The sequence below is a fragment of the Streptomyces sp. NPDC005533 genome (genome assembly GCF_042871845.1).
Classification (GTDB): Bacteria; Actinomycetota; Actinomycetes; order Streptomycetales; family Streptomycetaceae; genus Streptomyces.
The window spans coordinates 171,097-187,874 of sequence record NZ_JBIAJH010000005.1; the positions used below are offsets into that span (position 1 = coordinate 171,097).

Annotated in this window: 15 protein-coding genes; 11 read left to right on the forward strand and 4 right to left on the reverse strand. The window is 74.0% G+C overall.

What is annotated here, in order from left to right:
• Window positions 1–915, reverse strand: coding sequence for an oxygenase MpaB family protein (locus tag ACFYP3_RS07225; protein ID WP_388828093.1), 915 nt, complete (start codon window positions 913–915; stop codon window positions 1–3).
• A 135-nt stretch (window positions 916–1,050) separates the two neighbouring features.
• Between ACFYP3_RS07225 and ACFYP3_RS07230 the strand changes: the two genes are divergently transcribed.
• Together ACFYP3_RS07230 and ACFYP3_RS07235 are read left to right on the forward strand one after the other, a co-directional pair.
• Window positions 1,051–1,830, forward strand: a complete 780-nt coding sequence (locus tag ACFYP3_RS07230) for a hypothetical protein (protein WP_388828095.1) — start codon at window positions 1,051–1,053, stop codon at window positions 1,828–1,830.
• Between the two features lie 252 nt (window positions 1,831–2,082).
• Window positions 2,083–3,168, forward strand: a complete 1,086-nt coding sequence (locus ACFYP3_RS07235) for a polyprenyl synthetase family protein (RefSeq protein WP_388828098.1) — start codon at window positions 2,083–2,085, stop codon at window positions 3,166–3,168.
• A gap of 141 nt (window positions 3,169–3,309) precedes the next feature.
• Here ACFYP3_RS07235 and ACFYP3_RS07240 read toward each other — a convergent pair whose 3' ends face one another.
• Window positions 3,310–3,492, reverse strand: coding sequence for a hypothetical protein (locus ACFYP3_RS07240; RefSeq protein ID WP_365481252.1), 183 nt, complete (start codon window positions 3,490–3,492; stop codon window positions 3,310–3,312).
• Between the two features lie 181 nt (window positions 3,493–3,673).
• Here ACFYP3_RS07240 and ACFYP3_RS07245 point away from each other — a divergent pair, with 181 nt between their 5' ends.
• The 4 genes from ACFYP3_RS07245 (at window position 3,674) to ACFYP3_RS07260 (ending at window position 11,091) form a co-directional block, all read left to right on the forward strand.
• Window positions 3,674–6,778 carry a DEAD/DEAH box helicase gene (locus ACFYP3_RS07245; protein WP_388828102.1) on the forward strand — a complete coding sequence of 1,035 codons (3,105 nt, stop codon included), beginning with the start codon at window positions 3,674–3,676 and terminating at the stop codon, window positions 6,776–6,778.
• 3 nt (window positions 6,779–6,781) lie between these two features.
• Window positions 6,782–8,047 carry an SWF or SNF family helicase gene (locus ACFYP3_RS07250; RefSeq protein ID WP_388828105.1) on the forward strand — a complete coding sequence of 422 codons (1,266 nt, stop codon included), beginning with the start codon at window positions 6,782–6,784 and terminating at the stop codon, window positions 8,045–8,047.
• A gap of 130 nt (window positions 8,048–8,177) precedes the next feature.
• The gene (locus ACFYP3_RS07255) at window positions 8,178–9,512 is read left to right on the forward strand and encodes a GAF domain-containing protein (RefSeq protein WP_388828108.1); all 1,335 of its coding nucleotides are present in this window, start codon (window positions 8,178–8,180) and stop codon (window positions 9,510–9,512) included.
• A 55-nt stretch (window positions 9,513–9,567) separates the two neighbouring features.
• Window positions 9,568–11,091: an aldehyde dehydrogenase family protein gene (locus ACFYP3_RS07260; protein WP_388828111.1), complete on the forward strand. Its 1,524-nt coding sequence runs from the start codon at window positions 9,568–9,570 to the stop codon at window positions 11,089–11,091.
• A 59-nt stretch (window positions 11,092–11,150) separates the two neighbouring features.
• On the opposite strand, the gene ACFYP3_RS07265 is transcribed toward ACFYP3_RS07260, so the two are convergent.
• On the reverse strand, window positions 11,151–11,819 hold the full coding sequence (locus ACFYP3_RS07265; RefSeq protein ID WP_388828114.1) for an HSP18 transcriptional regulator: 669 nt from the start codon (window positions 11,817–11,819) through the stop codon (window positions 11,151–11,153).
• Window positions 11,820–11,947: 128 nt separating this feature from the next.
• On the opposite strand from ACFYP3_RS07265, the gene ACFYP3_RS07270 reads away from it, so the two are divergent.
• The 5 genes from ACFYP3_RS07270 to ACFYP3_RS07290 all read left to right on the forward strand — a co-directional run bounded on the left by ACFYP3_RS07270 (window position 11,948) and on the right by ACFYP3_RS07290 (window position 14,607).
• Window positions 11,948–12,382, forward strand: a complete 435-nt coding sequence (locus tag ACFYP3_RS07270) for an Hsp20/alpha crystallin family protein (RefSeq protein WP_388828117.1) — start codon at window positions 11,948–11,950, stop codon at window positions 12,380–12,382.
• A gap of 98 nt (window positions 12,383–12,480) precedes the next feature.
• Window positions 12,481–12,876 (forward strand): DUF2267 domain-containing protein, encoded by a 396-nt coding sequence (locus ACFYP3_RS07275; RefSeq protein WP_388828120.1) that lies wholly within the window; start codon window positions 12,481–12,483, stop codon window positions 12,874–12,876.
• Between the two features lie 47 nt (window positions 12,877–12,923).
• Window positions 12,924–13,370: a DUF2267 domain-containing protein gene (locus ACFYP3_RS07280; protein ID WP_388828122.1), complete on the forward strand. Its 447-nt coding sequence runs from the start codon at window positions 12,924–12,926 to the stop codon at window positions 13,368–13,370.
• Window positions 13,371–13,590: 220 nt separating this feature from the next.
• Window positions 13,591–13,836 carry an SRPBCC family protein gene (locus ACFYP3_RS07285; RefSeq protein WP_388828125.1) on the forward strand — a complete coding sequence of 82 codons (246 nt, stop codon included), beginning with the start codon at window positions 13,591–13,593 and terminating at the stop codon, window positions 13,834–13,836.
• A gap of 234 nt (window positions 13,837–14,070) precedes the next feature.
• Complete coding sequence (locus tag ACFYP3_RS07290; protein ID WP_388828127.1) at window positions 14,071–14,607, forward strand: phosphate-starvation-inducible PsiE family protein; 537 nt, start codon at window positions 14,071–14,073, stop codon at window positions 14,605–14,607.
• Here ACFYP3_RS07290 and ACFYP3_RS07295 read toward each other — a convergent pair.
• Window positions 14,581–16,752, reverse strand: a complete 2,172-nt coding sequence (locus tag ACFYP3_RS07295; protein ID WP_388828130.1) for an FUSC family protein — start codon at window positions 16,750–16,752, stop codon at window positions 14,581–14,583. The two genes, ACFYP3_RS07290 and ACFYP3_RS07295, sit on opposite strands and share 27 nt — an antisense overlap.
• Window positions 16,753–16,778: the final 26 nt, after the last annotated feature.

Here is a 16,778-nt window from a genome sequence, read left to right on the forward strand (position 1 = left end):
TCAGGTCGGAGGCTGTGCCTCCGCTCCGGCGGGCCGGCGGGGATGCGGAACGGGGCAGCCGCCCGAGCCCGGCACCGGGAACGTCCCGAGCTCACCGACGTCGTAGCCGTCGGGGTAGCCCTTGATCTCCGGGTTCTGGCGGGCGTAGTGCGGCTCCCGGCGCGGCGGCAGCAGCCGCACCGCGCGCCCGCGCAGCCGCAGGGCGCCGCGGACCAGCCGCCGGACCCGGGGGCGCGGCGCCTCGTACCGGAAGGCGCCCAGCAGCGGCTCGTCGAGGAGGGCGAGGCTCGCGCGGCGGACGGCGGGGGCGAGCGGGGCCGGGTACCACGAGGCCATCAGGTCCAGCGTGGAGTCGGCGACCTTGCGGGCCCCCTCGTCCCAGCCGAAGTGGGCCTCTTCGTAGGTGTTCAGGGCGTCCTCGAACTCCTCGTAGGAGTCCGGGATGTCCGTGATGCCCAGGTGGCGGCCGAGGGTGGCGTAGTAGTTCGCGCAGGCCCGGCGCTCGTGGTGGGTGAGGGGGCGCCAGCCGTAGGCGTCGAGCCAGCGCGCCGGGATCACCACGAAGGTGGACAGGACGTAGCGCATGTCCTCGTTGGAGATGTCGTAGCTGCGGTGCATCTGGTTGACGCGGCGGATCGCGGTGCGCGCGGTGTCGCTCTCGAAGCCGTGCTCGACGACCGCGTCGAGGAGCAGCGCCGTGTCGTCGTACCGCTTCTGGGTCCGGTCGGTGAACTCTGCGGTCTCGGCCAGCAGACCGCCGATGCTGGGCACGGCATATGTCCGGAAGAGGGCGAGTTCCAGGGCCCGGGTGAAGTCCCAGGGGAACTCGTAGGTGGCGGTGAGCCGGTAGATGGCGAGGAAGTCCTTGTCGGGGTCGAGACGGAGGATTTCCCTCAGCCGGTCGTAACGCTGCACCGGGTGTCCCTTTCTGTGGCGGGTTCCCAACTCTACGTGCAGGTAGCAGCCTTGGAAATCGACGCCCGCCAGCTCTCGACGCACGGGTTACCCGCTGGTTAAGGTGCGCCGACGAAAGAGCTACCAGGAGGCCAGGTGTCCGACGACGAGGGTGGCGGCTCCCTGTACGTGCTGACCGCCGTACTGCTGACGCCCGCGCAGTTCCCCAGCATCCTGGGCGACGACTTCCCCGAGGCCTGCTCCCTGCTGGGCGTGCCCCCGGGCGGGGACGGGTACGGGCTGGTGCTCGGCCAGGACGAGGAGGGCGCGCGCTGGACGGTCGTCGTGGACGACGTCTCGCTCGTGGCCACGGCCATCGCCTCCTGGGACTGCGGGATGGAGTACGACCTGTCCCCCGACGAGCGGTCGATCGTGGTCTCGCTGGCGGGCTGGCCGCTGGAGCTGTCGGTGGCGGCGGCCGGGATCCCCGAGCCGCACGATCCTGAGCAGGGTGCGGACGGCACGGGGCGGGTGCCGCTGGCGCCGCCCTCCGCCGAGGCCTGGGGGCCGGTGCAGCGCCGGATGGGCGCGGACCAGATCGCGCGGGAGTGGTCGGACTGGCGCGAGCGCGAGGCCACGGACGGCGGGGCGGCCGCCGCCGCGCACCCCGGGCTCGCCCGGGCACTGGAGGAGGCCCTGGAGTACACGCGGACCCCGCCGCCGCCGGGCCGGGTGCGGTCCTCCTTCGCCGGCGAGGGGGAGCGGACCCTGCGGGCGGACGGGCCGGGCTGGTCGCTGGTGGGGCGGACCGGCGGCGCGGCCTTCGTCCTGCTGGACGAGGAACCGAGCGAGGTGCTCGCGGTCCCCCGGGAGGGGGACCCCGGCCTGCCGGAGCTGCTGACGGCGCTGGACCGGGTCGCGGTCCGACCGTCCTGACACCGTTCGGGCGTCCACGTGGTGGGACCGGACGGGGTGGACGTCACCGGCCTCCGGCCCGAAGGGGTGCATGGACGAGTTCGGGCCACGGGGTGAACCGCGGCGGACGAAAGGGGGCGGCGGCCTTGATCCACGGCCCTTACCGGGCAGTTCGCCGACGCCGGGCGGCTCGGCGCCACCGCAGTAATGGACCATGACCGAAAAGATTCGGCCAGACAGGCCGAAAATCGCTCTGGATCCCCTCCCTCCGGAATGATCGAATCGGCCAGTCACGCGGCTCAAAGGGTGCGCACCTCACCCCTTCAGCCCATTCCACGACGGAGGCCGTTCTTGAATTCCATGTCGTACCTGGATCTGCACCGGGAAGTCGCGCAAGACATCGATGCGGAGATCGAAACCGCCCTGGAGCGGCTCGGCCCGCTGGCGGGCACCACACGGAACACGGTGGCCAAGCTCTTGGAGCAAAGGAAACTGAGACATCCCCTCTCGGTGCTGCCCCTGCTCACCCACGGCATCGAGACGGGAAATCCCGGGCCGGCCGTCCCGCTGTCCGCCGTGCACCTGCTGTGGTGGACCTCCGCCTGCTACCTCGACGACCTGGCCGACGCGGACGGCGCGTCGATCTGCGGCGAGCTCACCGAGAACGAGGCGCTCCTCGCCTCCGTCATCACCGGTAACGCGCTCCCCATTCAGATCGTCCTGGCCCAGGAACTCCCGGAGGAGGCGCGCAGCGCTCTGATAACGGAGATCCTGAACGGATGGATCATTGGCGTCGACGGCCAGATCGACGACATGTGCGGGGACATCTGCAGCGCCTCGCGCAAATCGGTGATCGAGACGTATCGCGGCAAATCCGGCGCACCTTTCGGAATGATCACGGCTATGGCCGCGATATTCTCGGGCGCATCCGCGGAGAAGGTGGAGCTGTGGCGTGAATTCGGCTATGTCTTCGGAATCCTGTGGCAGATTTTCAACGACCAGGAGGACATCCTGTCAGGTCGTGACGAGGACCTGCTCAACGGCACGGTGACGTACCTGCTCGCCTCCGTGCTCGAGGACGCCTCGCCCGCCACCCGCGAGCACATGCTGGGGCTGTGCTCCGCCGCCGGACGCTCGATTCCGGCCAGGGCGGAACTGGCGAGCCTCCTGCGGACGCCCGCCGCACTCGACCGCTACCGGGCGGAGATCGACGGCTTCCGCGCCGAGGCCCACCGCATCCTGGACGAACTGGGCGGCGACAGGACCTACTCGCAGGTGCTCCGGCACCTCGTGGACCACGCGTCGCAGATGCTGCTCGAAGCGGACCTCGCGCCGGCCACCGCGAGCGACGCCGCCTGATCCCGCCGCCCGGGCGGGCCACACCCGAACACCCGCCCCGCGGCCGCACCTGCCGGGCTCCGCAGCGCATCCGGAGCCCGGCCTCTTACCGGGGCGCCCGGGCGGGCCCGCGCGCCCCGAGCCGAGCGGTCCGTGCCGGCGTCAGCGGCCGATCTGCTTCCTGGACATACCGCGCAGACGACGGCGCTGGGAGGAGTCCAGCAGGAGGTAGGCCGCGGCCGGCACTCCGATCAGGACCAGCAGACCGGCCCAGAACCCCACGGTCCAGAACAACACGATGGCTGCCACGACTCCGGCAACCGCGACCTTTCCGCTCGTGGACATCTGCGGACACCTCCTTCTGCCGTCGACCACTACCCCCTCAACGCGCCGCCACGACAGCGCGTTCCCCGACACCCCGGCGGTCTTCGGAGTCGACCGGTTCACGGCCCCGCCCCCGCCGCCGGGCCTCCGCGGTGGGGTACTCTCGGCCGCCTCGCCCCCAGTAGTCAACTTTGAGGAATGCGTGCGCCCCTCCGAGATCTCCGGCTTCTTCCACCACTCCGCCCTCCACCACTCCGCGGTCTTCCTCCCCGGCGATCCGGCCCGCACCGGCCGGATCGCCCTCTGGTCGGTGGACGGTGAGTCCGCCGACGCCGCCCGCGTCGGGTCCGCGTCCGGCGGCGGGGGCGGTTCCGCGGGCGGTTCCGCGGGCGGTTCCGCGGGCGGTTCCGGGGCCGGGGCCGGGGCCGGCAGCGTCGAGGAACTCACCGTCCTCACGCCCGACCTGCGCCTGACCCCCGTCACCGCGCTCGTCCTGCCCGTGGCCGAAGCCCTGCCCCTGCTCACCCGCGCCCGGGCCGCCGCGGCGGCGGCGGACCCCCACACCGACGGCTCCGGCGCGGCGTTCTGGGGCGCCGCCGCGCTGCTCGCCCTGCGGTTCACCGCCCGCGGCCGGCTCCTGCCCGGGCTGAGCCCCGCCGGCCACGACGCCTGGCGGGTCGGCCCGTTGGAGGCGGCCGACCTCGACGAGGTCCGGGAACTGGCCGCCGCCATGCCGCCCGGCGCCCACTGCGTCCCGCTGGACCTGGACGGCCCGCCCCGGCTGCCCACCCCGGAGCCGCTGTTGCGTGCCTTCCTCGACGCCGTCGCCGACACCCTCCCCCGCTCCCCCGCCGCCGCCCTGGCCGCCGACGGACCCGCCTTCGCCGCCCGGCCCCCGCACCTCCACCCCGAGCTGCGCGACTGGGCCGCCGAGGTCGCCGCCGGCCATGACGCCGGAGTGCGGATCTCGCTGCGGATCGAGCTCGACCAGAGCCTCGGTCGAACCCCCGACGAAGCCCGCGACCAGGGCGGGGCCGACCGGGCCCCCGCCACCGGCGGACCCTCCTTCCGTGCCGTCCTCCAGATCCACGGCCTGGCCGACTCCGCCCTGGTCGCCGACGCCGCGGACGTGTGGGCCGGATCCGGAGCCGCCGCGACCGCCTTCCCGCCCGGCGCGCGGCTGGACGCGCTGCGCGCCCTGCGCCGCGCCGCCCGGCTGTGGCCCGCGCTGACCCCGCTGCTCGGCGCGGCCGTGCCGGACGCCGTCGAGCTCGCCGACGAGGAGGTCACGGAGCTGCTCGGCGAGGCCGCCGCCGCGCTGGCCGCCGAGGGGGTCCAGGTGCACTGGCCGCGCGGACTCGCCCGCGACCTGCGCACCCGGGCCGTCGTGGGCTCCCCCGACCCCGAGGGCTCCTACGCCCCCGCGGGTTCCCCTGACCACGCGGGTTCCCCCGACCCCGCGGGGCCCGGCCTCCCCTCCGGTCTGCTCTCCCCCGGCTCCCTGCTCTCCTTCAGCTGGCGCCACGCCCTCGGCGACCAGGGCGACCTCACCCGCGCCGAGCTGGACCACCTCGCCGAGTCGAAGCGGCCCCTGGTCCGGCTGCGCGACCAGTGGGTCCTGATCGACCCGGCCGAGGCCCGCCGGGCCCGCGCCCGCCAGGACCTCGACGTCGCGGCCGGGGACGCGCTGGCCGCCGTACTCACCGGGTCGGCGGAGATCGGGGGCAAGCGGGTCGACGTGGAGGCCACCGGTGCGCTGGAGCGGCTGCGTGCGCGGCTCACCGCCGACCCACCGGCCGACGACGACCTCGCCGCACCGCCCGAACTGCGGGCCACCCTGCGCGACTACCAGCTGCGCGGCCTGCGCTGGCTGGCCCGGATGACCTCACTCGGGCTCGGCGCCTGCCTCGCCGACGACATGGGCCTCGGCAAGACCGTCACCCTCATCGCGCTCCACCTGCATCGCAACCGGGAGGACCCCGCCACCGCCGGGCCCACCCTCGTGGTGTGCCCGGCCTCGCTGCTGGGCAACTGGCAGCGGGAGATCGAGAGGTTCGCGCCCGGCACCCCGGTGCGCCGCTTCCACGGTCCCGGCCGCAGCCTCACGGACCCGGCCGGTTCCGCCGACTCCGCCGACTCCGCCGGTTCCGGTGGGGGCTTCGTGCTCACCACCTACGGCACGATGCGCCTGGACGCGCCCGTCCTCGCCGCCACCGCCTGGGGCATGGTCGTCGCCGACGAGGCCCAACACGTCAAGAACCCGCACTCCTCCACGGCCAAGGCCCTGCGCACCCTCCCGGCGCGCGCCCGGGTGGCCCTGACCGGCACCCCCGTCGAGAACAACCTCTCCGAGTTGTGGGCCGTTCTCGACTGGACCATGCCCGGGCTCCTCGGCCGCCTCGGCACCTTCCGTTCCCGCTACGCCGAACCCGTCGAGAGCGGCCGTGACCCGCAGGCGGCCGCCCGACTGTCCGCGCTCGTACGGCCCTTCCTGCTCCGGCGCAAGAAGTCGGATCCCGGGATCGCGCCCGAGCTGCCGCCCAAGACCGAGACCGACCACAGCGTGTCCCTCAGCCGCGAACAGACCGCGCTCTACGAGGCCGTCGTACGCGAGACCCTCGCCGCGATCTCCGAGGCGGACGGAATGGAGCGGCGCGGCCTGGTGGTCAAACTGCTGACCTCCCTCAAACAGATCTGCAACCACCCCGCCCACTTCCTGGGCGAGCACGGTTCCGGGGAGCACCGGGACCGGCGAACCGCCGGCGCGGGCGCCCGCTCCGGCAAGCTGGAGCTCCTCGACGAACTCCTCGACACGATCCTGGCGGAGGGCGGCTCGGTCCTCGTCTTCACCCAGTACGTGGCGATGGCCAGGATCCTGGAGAAGCACCTCGCCACCCGCGGGATCGCCTCGCAGCTGCTGCACGGCGGGACGCCGGTGCCACGCCGGGAGGTGCTCGTCGACCGCTTCCAGGCGGGCGAGATCCCCGTCTTCCTGCTGTCCTTGAAGGCGGCGGGCACGGGCCTGAACCTCACCCGGGCCGGGCACGTCATCCACTTCGACCGCTGGTGGAACCCGGCGGTGGAGGAACAGGCCACCGACCGCGCCTACCGCCTCGGCCAGACCCAGCCCGTCCAGGTCCACCGGATCATCGCCGAAGGCACCGTCGAGGACCGCATCGCCCGGCTCCTGGAGCGCAAACGCGCGCTCGCCGACTCCGTCCTCGCGGGCGGCGAGGGCGCGCTGACCGAACTGACCGATGCCGAACTGGCCGAACTCGTGGCGCTCCGCGCGCCCCACGGGGAGTGAGCGATGAACACCCGCGACCGGCAAGGACGCCACGAGAAGACGTTCCCGGCGCTCCCGCCCGCCGCCGGCCGTGCCTTCGCCCGCACCTGGTGGGGCCACGCGTGGCTGCGCGCCCTGGAGGACAGCGCGCTCGACGGGCAGCAGGTCCGCGAGGGACGCCGGTACGCGCGCTCCGGCGCGGTGGGCGCGGTCTCGGTGCGCCCCGGCGGGCTCACCGCGGTGGTGCGCGACCGGGACGGTACGGCGCACCGCACGGACGTGCTGGTGCAGGAGTTCACCGAAGGACAGTGGGACCGGCTGCTGGGTCTGGCGGTCGCGGAGTCGGGGTACATCGCGGCGCTGCTGGACCGGGAGGTGCCGCCGGAGCTGGCCGAGGACGCGGCGGCCGCCGGGGTGGACCCGCTGCCCGGCATCGGGGACCTCGATCCGCGCTGCGACTGCGGCGAGTGGGACCACTGCCCGCACACGGCCGCGCTCTGCTACCAGGTGGCCCGGCTGCTGGACGAGGACCCGTTCGTGCTGCTGCTCCTGCGCGGGCGGGACGAGCGCGAGCTGGTGGACGAGCTGGCGGAGCGGAGCACGGCGGGCGCGGAGGCCGCGGCCGTGCCGGCCGCCGACGCGGGTGTGCCGGCGGCGCAGGCGTACGAGGCGCGGGGGCTGCTGCCGCCGCTCCCCCCGCCGGCCCGGCTGCCGGACGCGCCGGGGCAGCCGCCGACCCTGGACACCGAGGGCGGAGCCGAACCGGAACTCGACGTGGACGCGGTGGAGTTCCTGGCGCAGGCGGCCGCGGGTGAGGCGTACCGGCTGCTGGCGGAGGCGCTGGCTCCGGGCCACGCCGACCGCGTCGCGCCGGCACCGCTCACGGTCGCCGAAGACGCCGTACGCCTCACGGGCGAGGCCGATGACGTCCGGGTCCGCTCCCGCCTGGCCGCGGCTACCGGACGCAGCCGGGCCGACATGCGACTGGCCGTACTCGCCTGGGGCTTCGGTGCGGCCCCTGGCCTGGCGGCGTTGGAGGAGGACTGGACGCCGGACCGGACGACGCTGGCCCGCGCCCGGGCGGCCCTGGCCGCGGCCTGGGCGGACGAGGAGGCTCCGGTGTTCCGCCGGGTCCGCGCCCGCTGGACGGAGGCGGGTACCGGCCGTCAGCTCCGGCTGGGCCGCGAGGGGCGCTGGTGGCCGTACCGCCGCGAGGCGGACCGGTGGGTCCCGGCGGGCCCGTCGGCCCCGGACCCGGCCTCGGCGCTGGAGGCCCCCGCCGCCGGGTGAGGTTCCGTCGCGGACCGGCCGGTGTGGCGCGGAGGCGGTGGCCGACGTACGGCTTGCCGGGGCCCGGAGCCGGTACGACGATGGAGCGCTCCGGAGCGCTCCGGGTTCCGCGGCACGACGGGAGGGTGACATGGGCGATCCGTCGGTGGCGTTGCCGGGCGGGGCCGATCCGGCCGCGCGTACGCGCGAACTGCGGCGGGCCCATGCCGCGTTCACACGGGAGGGGCGGGTCGAGGCGCCGGTCCGGGCGGTCATCGCGCGGTCCTGGCGGCGGTGCGCGCGGGCCCGGCTCAGCCCGGAGTGCGCACCCCGGGTGGAGCTCGCGGAGGCGGAGCTGCGGTCGTACCGCGAGGAACATCCGTTGGCCCGGGCGATGCCGCTGTTCCGGGACCTCGTCGGGGCGTTCGCGGCGCACGGAGCGCATCTGCTGGCGGTGTGCGACGCGCGCGGCCGCCTGCTGTGGGTGGAGGGCGAGCCGGACACGCTGCGGCGCGCGGAGCAGCTCGGTTTCGTGCCGGGTGCACGCTGGGCGGAGAGGGCGATGGGCACCAACGCGCCGGGGACGGCAGTCGCGGTGGGCGAGCCGGTGCAGGTCTTCGGGGCCGAGCACTTCAGCCGCCGGGTGCACCCGTGGACCTGTGCGGCGGCCCCGGTACGGGATCCGCGGACGGGCAGGGTGCTGGGCGCGGTGGACATCACCGGCGGCGACGGCCTCGCCCACCCCCACTCCCTCGCCTTCGTGCAGGCGGTGGCCCGGGCGGCGGAGGCCCAGCTGACGCTGCTCGGCCCCGGGCCGCCGGCCGCCGGGGACAGTCTGACGGTCCTCGGCCGGGACGAGGCGCTGCTGGTCACGGGTGGGCGCAGGATCCGGCTCGGCCGGCGGCACAGCGAGATCATGGCCCTCCTCGCGCACCATCCCGAGGGCTTGTCGGGCGAGGAGCTGGCGATCGCCCTGTACGAGGACGAGTCGGTGTCACCGGTGACGTTGCGGGCCGAGATGTCCCGGCTGCGCGCCCTGCTCGGGCCCTCGGCGCCGCTCTCGCGCCCCTACCGGACGGCCGGTCCGCTGGCCGCCGATTTCACCGACCTGACCCGGCAGTTGGCGGCCGGAGCGGTCTCGGCGGCGCTCCACCCCTACCCGGGGCCGCTGCTGCCGGCCTCCACGGCGCCCGGCATCGTCCGGCTGCGCCGGCGGATCGAGGACCAGGCGCGGGCGGCCGTGATCGCCCGGGCCGATGCCGGGCTGCTGACCGACTGGGTGTGCAGCCCGTGGGGCGCGGACGACCCGGAGGCGTGGCGGGCGCTGGCGGCGGCGCTGCCGGCGGCGGACAGGTCGGCCGCGCTGGCCCGCGTACGCGCTCTGGACCACGAGCTCGGTGTGCGAGGGGAACGGGGGGACGGTGCGGCGGTGGCGGCGCGACGTCGTGGACGGCGTGCAACGTATCCGCAACCCGCCCGCTCCTAGCCTGCGTTCGAGCGCCGTCCGACGGTGGCCGGCGCCCGGCAAAGGGGAGGACACCATGGCCCGCTACGCTGCGCCCGGTACCGAGGGGTCGCTCATGTCGTACGCGTCCCGCTACGACCACTTCATCGGCGGCGAGTACGTCGAGCCCGCCCGCGGCCGGTACTTCGACAACCCCTCCCCCGTCAACGGGCAGCCCTTCACGGAGGTCGCGCGCGGCAGCGCCGAGGACGTGGAGCGGGCGCTCGACGCGGCGCACGCGGCCGCGCCCGCGTGGGGGCGGACCTCCATCACCGAGCGGTCGACGCTCCTGCTGCGGATCGCCGACCGGATGGAGCAGAACCTGGAGTCCCTGGCCCTCGCGGAGAGCTGGGAGAACGGCAAGCCGATCCGCGAGACGCTGGCCGCCGACATCCCCCTCGCGATCGACCAGTTCCGCTACTTCGCGGGGGCGCTGCGCGCGCAGGAGGGGGCGCTCAGCCAGATCGACGAGGACACGGTCGCCTACCACTTCCGCGAGCCGCTGGGCGTGGTCGGCCAGATCATCCCGTGGAACTTCCCGATCCTGATGGCGGTGTGGAAGCTGGCGCCGGCGCTGGCCGCCGGGAACACGGTGGTGCTGAAGCCCGCCGAGCAGACCCCGGCGTCGGTGCACTACTGGCTGGGCCTGGTGGCCGACCTGCTGCCGGCGGGCGTGGTGAACATCGTCAACGGCTTCGGCGAGGAGGCCGGCAAACCGCTCGCGTCCAGCCCGCGCGTGGCGAAGATCGCCTTCACCGGCGAGACCGCCACCGGGCGGCTGATCATGCAGTACGCGGCCGAGCACCTGAAGCCGGTCACCCTGGAACTCGGCGGCAAGAGCCCGAACCTCTTCTTCGACGACATCTGGTCGACGGACGACGACCTGCGCGACAAGGCCCTGGAGGGCTTCGCCATGTTCGCGCTCAACCAGGGCGAGGTGTGCACGAGCCCCTCGCGCGCGCTGATCGAGCGGGGCCAGTACGGGGACTTCCTCGACGCGGCCGTGGCCCGCACCGAACTGATCGTGCCGGGGCACCCGTTGGACACGGACACGATGATCGGCGCCCAGGCCTCCGAGGAGCAGCTGAAGAAGGTCCTGTCGTACGTGGAGATCGGGCAGCGGGAAGGCGCGAAGGTCCTCACCGGTGGCGCGCGCATCGACCACGGCGGCGACCTGGCCGGCGGCTACTACGTCCAGCCGACGATCTTCGAGGGCGACAACCGCATGCGGATCTTCCAGGAGGAGATCTTCGGCCCGGTGGTGTCGGTGACCTCCTTCCAGGACTTCGACGACGCCGTACGGATCGCCAACGACACGGCGTACGGCCTGGGGGCGGGCGTCTGGACCCGCGACATCAACACGGCGTACCGCGCCGGCCGCGCGATCCAGGCGGGCCGGGTCTGGACGAACTGCTACCACGCCTACCCGGCCCACGCTGCTTTCGGAGGGATGAAGCAGTCGGGCATCGGCCGGGAGACGCACAAGATGATGCTGGACCACTACCAGTCGACCAAGAACTTCCTGGTCAGCTACTCGCCGAAGAAGCTGGGTCTGTTCTGAGCCGTCGCACGACGTAGTCCGCGGCTGGTGCGGTGCCCCACCGGAGCGTGTCGGCCCGCCTAGGTGCTGCGCTGGTCGTGGGTGTCCTGGCGGAGCTGTTCGGTGTGCAGGGTGAGGGCGTCGATGCGTTCGGCGAGGTCGCCGGTCTCCGGCCGCAGGTAGGCCCGGGTCGCGGTCAGGGGGCGCACGAGGCGGGCGGCGTCGTTGTCGGCGAGCGCCAGGTTCAGCTCGCCGACCGCTTCCTCGGCGCTGGCGGGCAGGTCGGTGAGGGCGGTGATCTGACCGGCGAGACGGCGCAGGTCGGCCGCGTTGTCGCGGGCCCAGGCGGTGACGGTGCGGTCGGCGGCGCGGGTGTCGCGGGTGGCCTGGACTCGTTCTTCGCCGGTGGAGCCGGGGGTGCCGGGGCGCAGCCGCAGGTAGCGGCGTTCGGCTGCCTGGCGGCTGGCGACCCCGAGGGGGCCGGCGAGGTCGGCCCAGCTCGCGCCCTGCCCGCGGGCGGTTTCGATCAGCCCGCTCTCCCAGCCGGCGAGCTGTTCCCGGACCTCGCGCAGCATCAGCAGGGCCGCCAGGGCCGGGTGCGGGCCCGCGTCGGCAGCGGGTGGCTCCGCGGTGGTCGGCGTGGAGGCGGCGGACCGCTGCGCGTCCTTCACGCACTGGTTGATGGCTTCGAGCGCCGTGGCGGCGGCGAGGAAGGGGACCGGTCCGGCCGGCGTGGCGGCTTCGTTCATGGGACTCTCCGTGCTCTGTCATCCTCCAGATGACGACCTGCTTGTCATCGCTTCGATGACATGTTACAACGGATGCACGTTGAAGCGCATTGGCAGTTTCTGCCTGAACCAACTGGAGGTGTTTCGCGATGTTGATGCGCACCGACCCGTTCCGCGAGATGGACCGGATCGTCCAGCAGCTGTCGGGTACGTCCGGGACCTGGTCGAAGCCGTCGGTCATGCCGATGGACGCCTACCGCGAGGGCGACGAGTACGTGATCGCCTTCGACCTGCCCGGCGTGAGCACCGAGGCGATCGACATCGACGTCGAACGGAACATGCTGACCGTGAAGGCGGAGCGCCGCCCGGTCGCCAAGGCCGACTCCGTGAAGATGGAACTCTCCGAGCGGCCCCTGGGTGTCTTCTCCCGCCAGATCATGCTGGCCGACACCCTGGACACCGAACGCATCCAGGCCGACTACGACGCGGGTGTCCTGACCCTGCGCATCCCGATCGCCGAGCGCGCCAAGCCCCGCAAGGTCAGCATCAGCGCCGGATCCGGCCGCAAGCAGATCTCCGGCTGACCCCTCCCCCCTCAGCCGGTCGCGGAGGGCGGAAGAGTCGGCATCCCCCTCCGGCACCCGCCCTCCGCACCCTTCACCCCTTCACCGGAGGTGCCGTGATGTCGATCCGCAGGGAGTCGTTCCTGGCCCACGTCCGGGAACGCGGCGAGTACGCGACCACGGAGGAAGCCGACCGGGTTGCCCGCGTCGTCCTGGCCCTGCTCGGCGCACACCTGGTCGGCACGGTCCGGGCCGAACTCGCCGCCCGGCTCCCGGAGACGTACGCCCTGATCCTCCTCAACCCGCTGCAGGCCGCGGAGCCGCTCTCACCAGAGCGGTTCGTCCGTGCGACCGCCGCCTGGATCGAGGGCGCCACCGAGAAGACGGCCCTGTGGGACATCGGCGCCGTCCTGTCCACGGCCGCTGCCGCCGCGGGCGATGTCCTCACCCGCGAGGTCCTCCTCCAGCTCCCACCCGGCTACGACCTCCTCTTCGGCCACCCCCAGCCCATCTGACCACCGGCCCACGGCCGGACCCTCCGCACAGAAAGGCAACCGCAGCGATGTACGACCAGCCTCGACCGAACGCCTCCCGGACGGCCATGACGTTCGACCAGATGCTGGAACGCGTGCGCTACGAAGGCGCCTACCCCACCCGCGAACGTGCCGCGGAAGCCGTCCACCAGGTCCTCGCCGCCCTCGGCCGCCAGCTGACCGGCGACGAACGCGTCGACCTCGCGCAGTGCCTGCCGGTCGAGGCCGCCCTCGCCCTCACCGCCGCGGTGCCGGAGGGTGAGCCGCTCACGGGCTGGGGCTTCGTCAAGGACCTGGCCGCCCGTACCGGTGGCACCCCGGCGACAGCCCGCTGGGACACCGGCGCCGTGCTCGCCGCCGTCACCCGCCTCACCGGACCCGAGCTCCTCGCCCGCATCCTGCACCGGCTCCCCGAGGGCTACGCCCTCCTCTTCGGGCAGGCAGAACTGCGCCGCCCTGAGCATGCCGCCGCCTGACCGACCAGCCGACGCGTGACGGCGGCGGCGGTGCGCGGTGTCAGGCCGAGCACGACCGCGGGTACGTCCGTCAGGATGTCCAGCAACTGGCGTGCCGCCTCGCTCACGCGCTCCGGCGCGGGCCGCCGGGCCCGGTTCCGGGGCCGGTCCCCGTCGGCCTCGGCCAGGTCGTGCCGCCAGCAGAGCCGGCTCCTCGCACCGGAGCCCCGGCACCCGCACCGTGAGCTCCACCACCGGCGAACACGCCCCGCACACCGCACGCGAAACCCCGGATCCGCTCGCCTACGCGTTCACCAGACGGGCCTGGGTCGACGCCCCGCCCGCCCGCGTGTACGAACTGGTCGCCGACGTGTCCGCGATCAGCCGCTGGAGCCCCCACGCGACCCGCGCCGCATACGACCACAGCGCCGGCCCCCGGCCCGGCGCCTGGTTCAGCGGCCGCAACCGCAAGGACGGGAAGCAGTAAACCCCCCGCTCCCAAGTCGTACGCGCCGACCCGGCGATCGCGTTCGGCTTCGTCGTCGGTGGCGTCGAGGCCGACAGCGCGGAAGCCACCCTCACTTCCCTGGCGCAGTGGATCGCCGAGGACCACGAGCCGTCCACAGCGGTCCCCGACACCCACGCCTGACGACTCCGGACGTGAGAGGCCGGGGCCACCCTTCGGCAGCACGCCGCGCCCGCCGGCCGGGGAACACCTAGCATGCTGACTGTGCGACCCATTCTCCCGAAGATCGAGGGCGGCCGGCTCCAGGGCCTCCTCCAGTTCATCGAGGACGTCATCCACCTCGTCGTCGCGGCGCTCCTCGTACTGCTCGCCGGGATCCTGACCGTCGGGGTCGTCGACGACGTCATCACGTCGGTCCAGGGGCCGTACCGCGAGGAGACGGTCGTCCTCTCCGCCCTGGACAACAGCCTGGTGCTGTTCATCGTGGCCGAGCTGCTCCACACCGTCCGCCTCACCATCAGGAACCAGACCCTCGACGCGGAGCCGTTCCTCGTCGTCGGCCTGATCGCCAGCATCCGCAAGGTGCTCATCGTGACGGCCGAGGCGGAGAAGTCCTTCCGGTGGAACGTCGAGGGGATCGAACTGCTCATCCTGGCGGGTCTGATCCTCGTGATGGCGACAGCGGTGTACGTGTGGCGGCGCTCGACGCGGCCGGGAGACTACTTCCCGCTCCAGGAGGCGCAGCGCTCCCCGTCGCAGAAGCCGTCACCCGCCCCGGTGCGCGGGCCCTGATCCGGCACCTTCCGCGGCCACGGCCGCCCGCACCCGCCGCTCCTCGCGAGCGGAGCCGACGTCCCGTTCCAGGGGTGTGCGGCTCACGGCCGTCGCGAGGTCTTCCAGGGCCCGCTTCTGGAGTTCCGCCTCGCGCCGCACCACCGGGTTCCGGTCCCCGGCGCCGTCCCACGCCCGGAGCATCTCCTCCACGCGCCCCCAGTCCGGATTCCTGTGCTCGCGCACGTCGGTCGCCGCCTGCGCGGTGTCCGCCTCCAGGGCCTCGGCGAACCGCTCCGCCTCGGGCACGGAACGGCTGTCGGCCCGCGGGACATGGCTCTCCATGAGCATCGCCGCCCGGTCGAACCGCTGGAGCGCCTCCTGTGCCTCCTGCGCCTCGCGCGACGTCAGGCCTCTGGGGTGTACCGGCTCCTGCCTCGCCTGGTCGTAGGCCTCCTGCCAGGCGGCACGTGCCTCCCTGCTGGCCAGCAGGGCCCTGCGCGCGTCGGCGCGACGTTCCCGGGTCGGTTCGGCGTAGCTGCGGAGCACCGCGGCGGCGTAGCGGCCGTCGGCGGCGAGCCAGTCCGCGAGCCGGCCCGGCAGCCGGGAGGTCTCCCATGCGGGGTACACCACGTACGCCAGCATCGCCAGGGACCCGCCGAGCAGGGTGAGCACCACCCTCTCCTGGACCGTCTGCTCCCACGCCTGGCCGCCCATGCCGAGCAGGAAGACGACGTACGCGGCAGTGAAGCACTGGGAGTAGGCGTAGCCGGTTCGGATCAGCGTGTACGACACGGCCGCCGAGAGCACCGCCAGCGCGCCGAACACATGCGCGTCGGGGCCCAGGGCCCGCACGATCCCGGTGGCGAGCGCCACCCCCGCCAGGGTCCCGGCGAGCCGGCCCACCGCACGGGCGTACGTCCGGTGGAAGTCGGGCCGCATCACCATCACCGAGGCGATGGGCGCCCAATAGCCGTGGCCCACGGGGAGGCGGGAGGCGATGAGATAGCCCAGCGTGGCCACCGCCGCCAGCCGGACGGCGTGCCGGAAGACGGGCGAGTCCCGGCGGAGCTCACGGCGGACCGCCCGGACGACGACCGGGACCAGCCGGAACATGGTCGGGCGGACCAGGAACTGGCCGCTCGCGGGGCCGGACGGCGTAGGCGCCCTGCCGGGCGCGCCGCCGCTCCGGGCGATCTCCAACGCCTCGGCGAGCAGTTCCACGAGCCGTTCGGCGGCCTGCCGGGCGGGGCCCTCCAGCACCTCGTGTTCCTCGTCGACGCGCAGGACGTCCGCGCTCCCGGGCGGCACCTCGGCGGGAGTGCCGCAGCGGATCGAGCGGGCGGCCGCGTCCAGGACGTCCGCGGCCGTGGCGAGCAGCTCCCGTGCGCGGTCCCGCCCGGGTCCCTCCGCCGGGGCCCCGACGTCCGGGTCGGCGAGCGCGGCGACGACCGGCAGGATGCGCTCGGCGAGGCCACGGGGGCCGTGCAGGACCGGAGGACGGGTGCGGGCCTGTGACGGCGTCACGGCGGCCGCGTCCCGGGCCGTCATCAAGGGCTCCGGGTCGAACGGGGCGGCCGGGTCGTGCCGCAGCCGGCGGGCGTAGTCCGCCACGGCGGCCAGGGCATCGGCGAGGGCGTCCCGATGCGCCCCCCAACGGCGGATCGGGAACAGCAGGATCAGCAAGGCCTGCGCCACGCCTCCGAGCGCGATGACCGCGGCGTGTTCCAGGGCCCGCCCGACGCTCGTCGGCAGGGTGACGGTCACCAGCAGGCTGCCGACCGTCGTCGCCGCGACGATTCCGGCGGTCGACCCGAGGGACCACGCCATCCCCGCGGCGAAAGCCCATACGGCCAGCAGCGGGAGGAACGTCACGAGTCGCCCCGCCGCCAGGTAGCCCACGAAGGTGCTGAGCGCCAGACCCACGCCCGCGCCGAGCGCGATCACCTTGCGCGGACGCCAGGTGCGCTGGAAGGTGGCGGCGCCCGCGGAGTACGCACCGAGGGCGGCGGACGCGGCGTACGCGGGGGAAACCAGCCACAGCGCCGGCCCGACGACGATCGCCACCCCGGCCGCCGTGCGGAGTGCGAGCAGGGGCTCCAGCCGCGTCTCCTCGATCGTGAGCCCGGAGCGCACGACCTCCCCGAGGGTCCGCAGCCACCTCATGGCTGCGAGCCTAGCCGGAGCGCCCT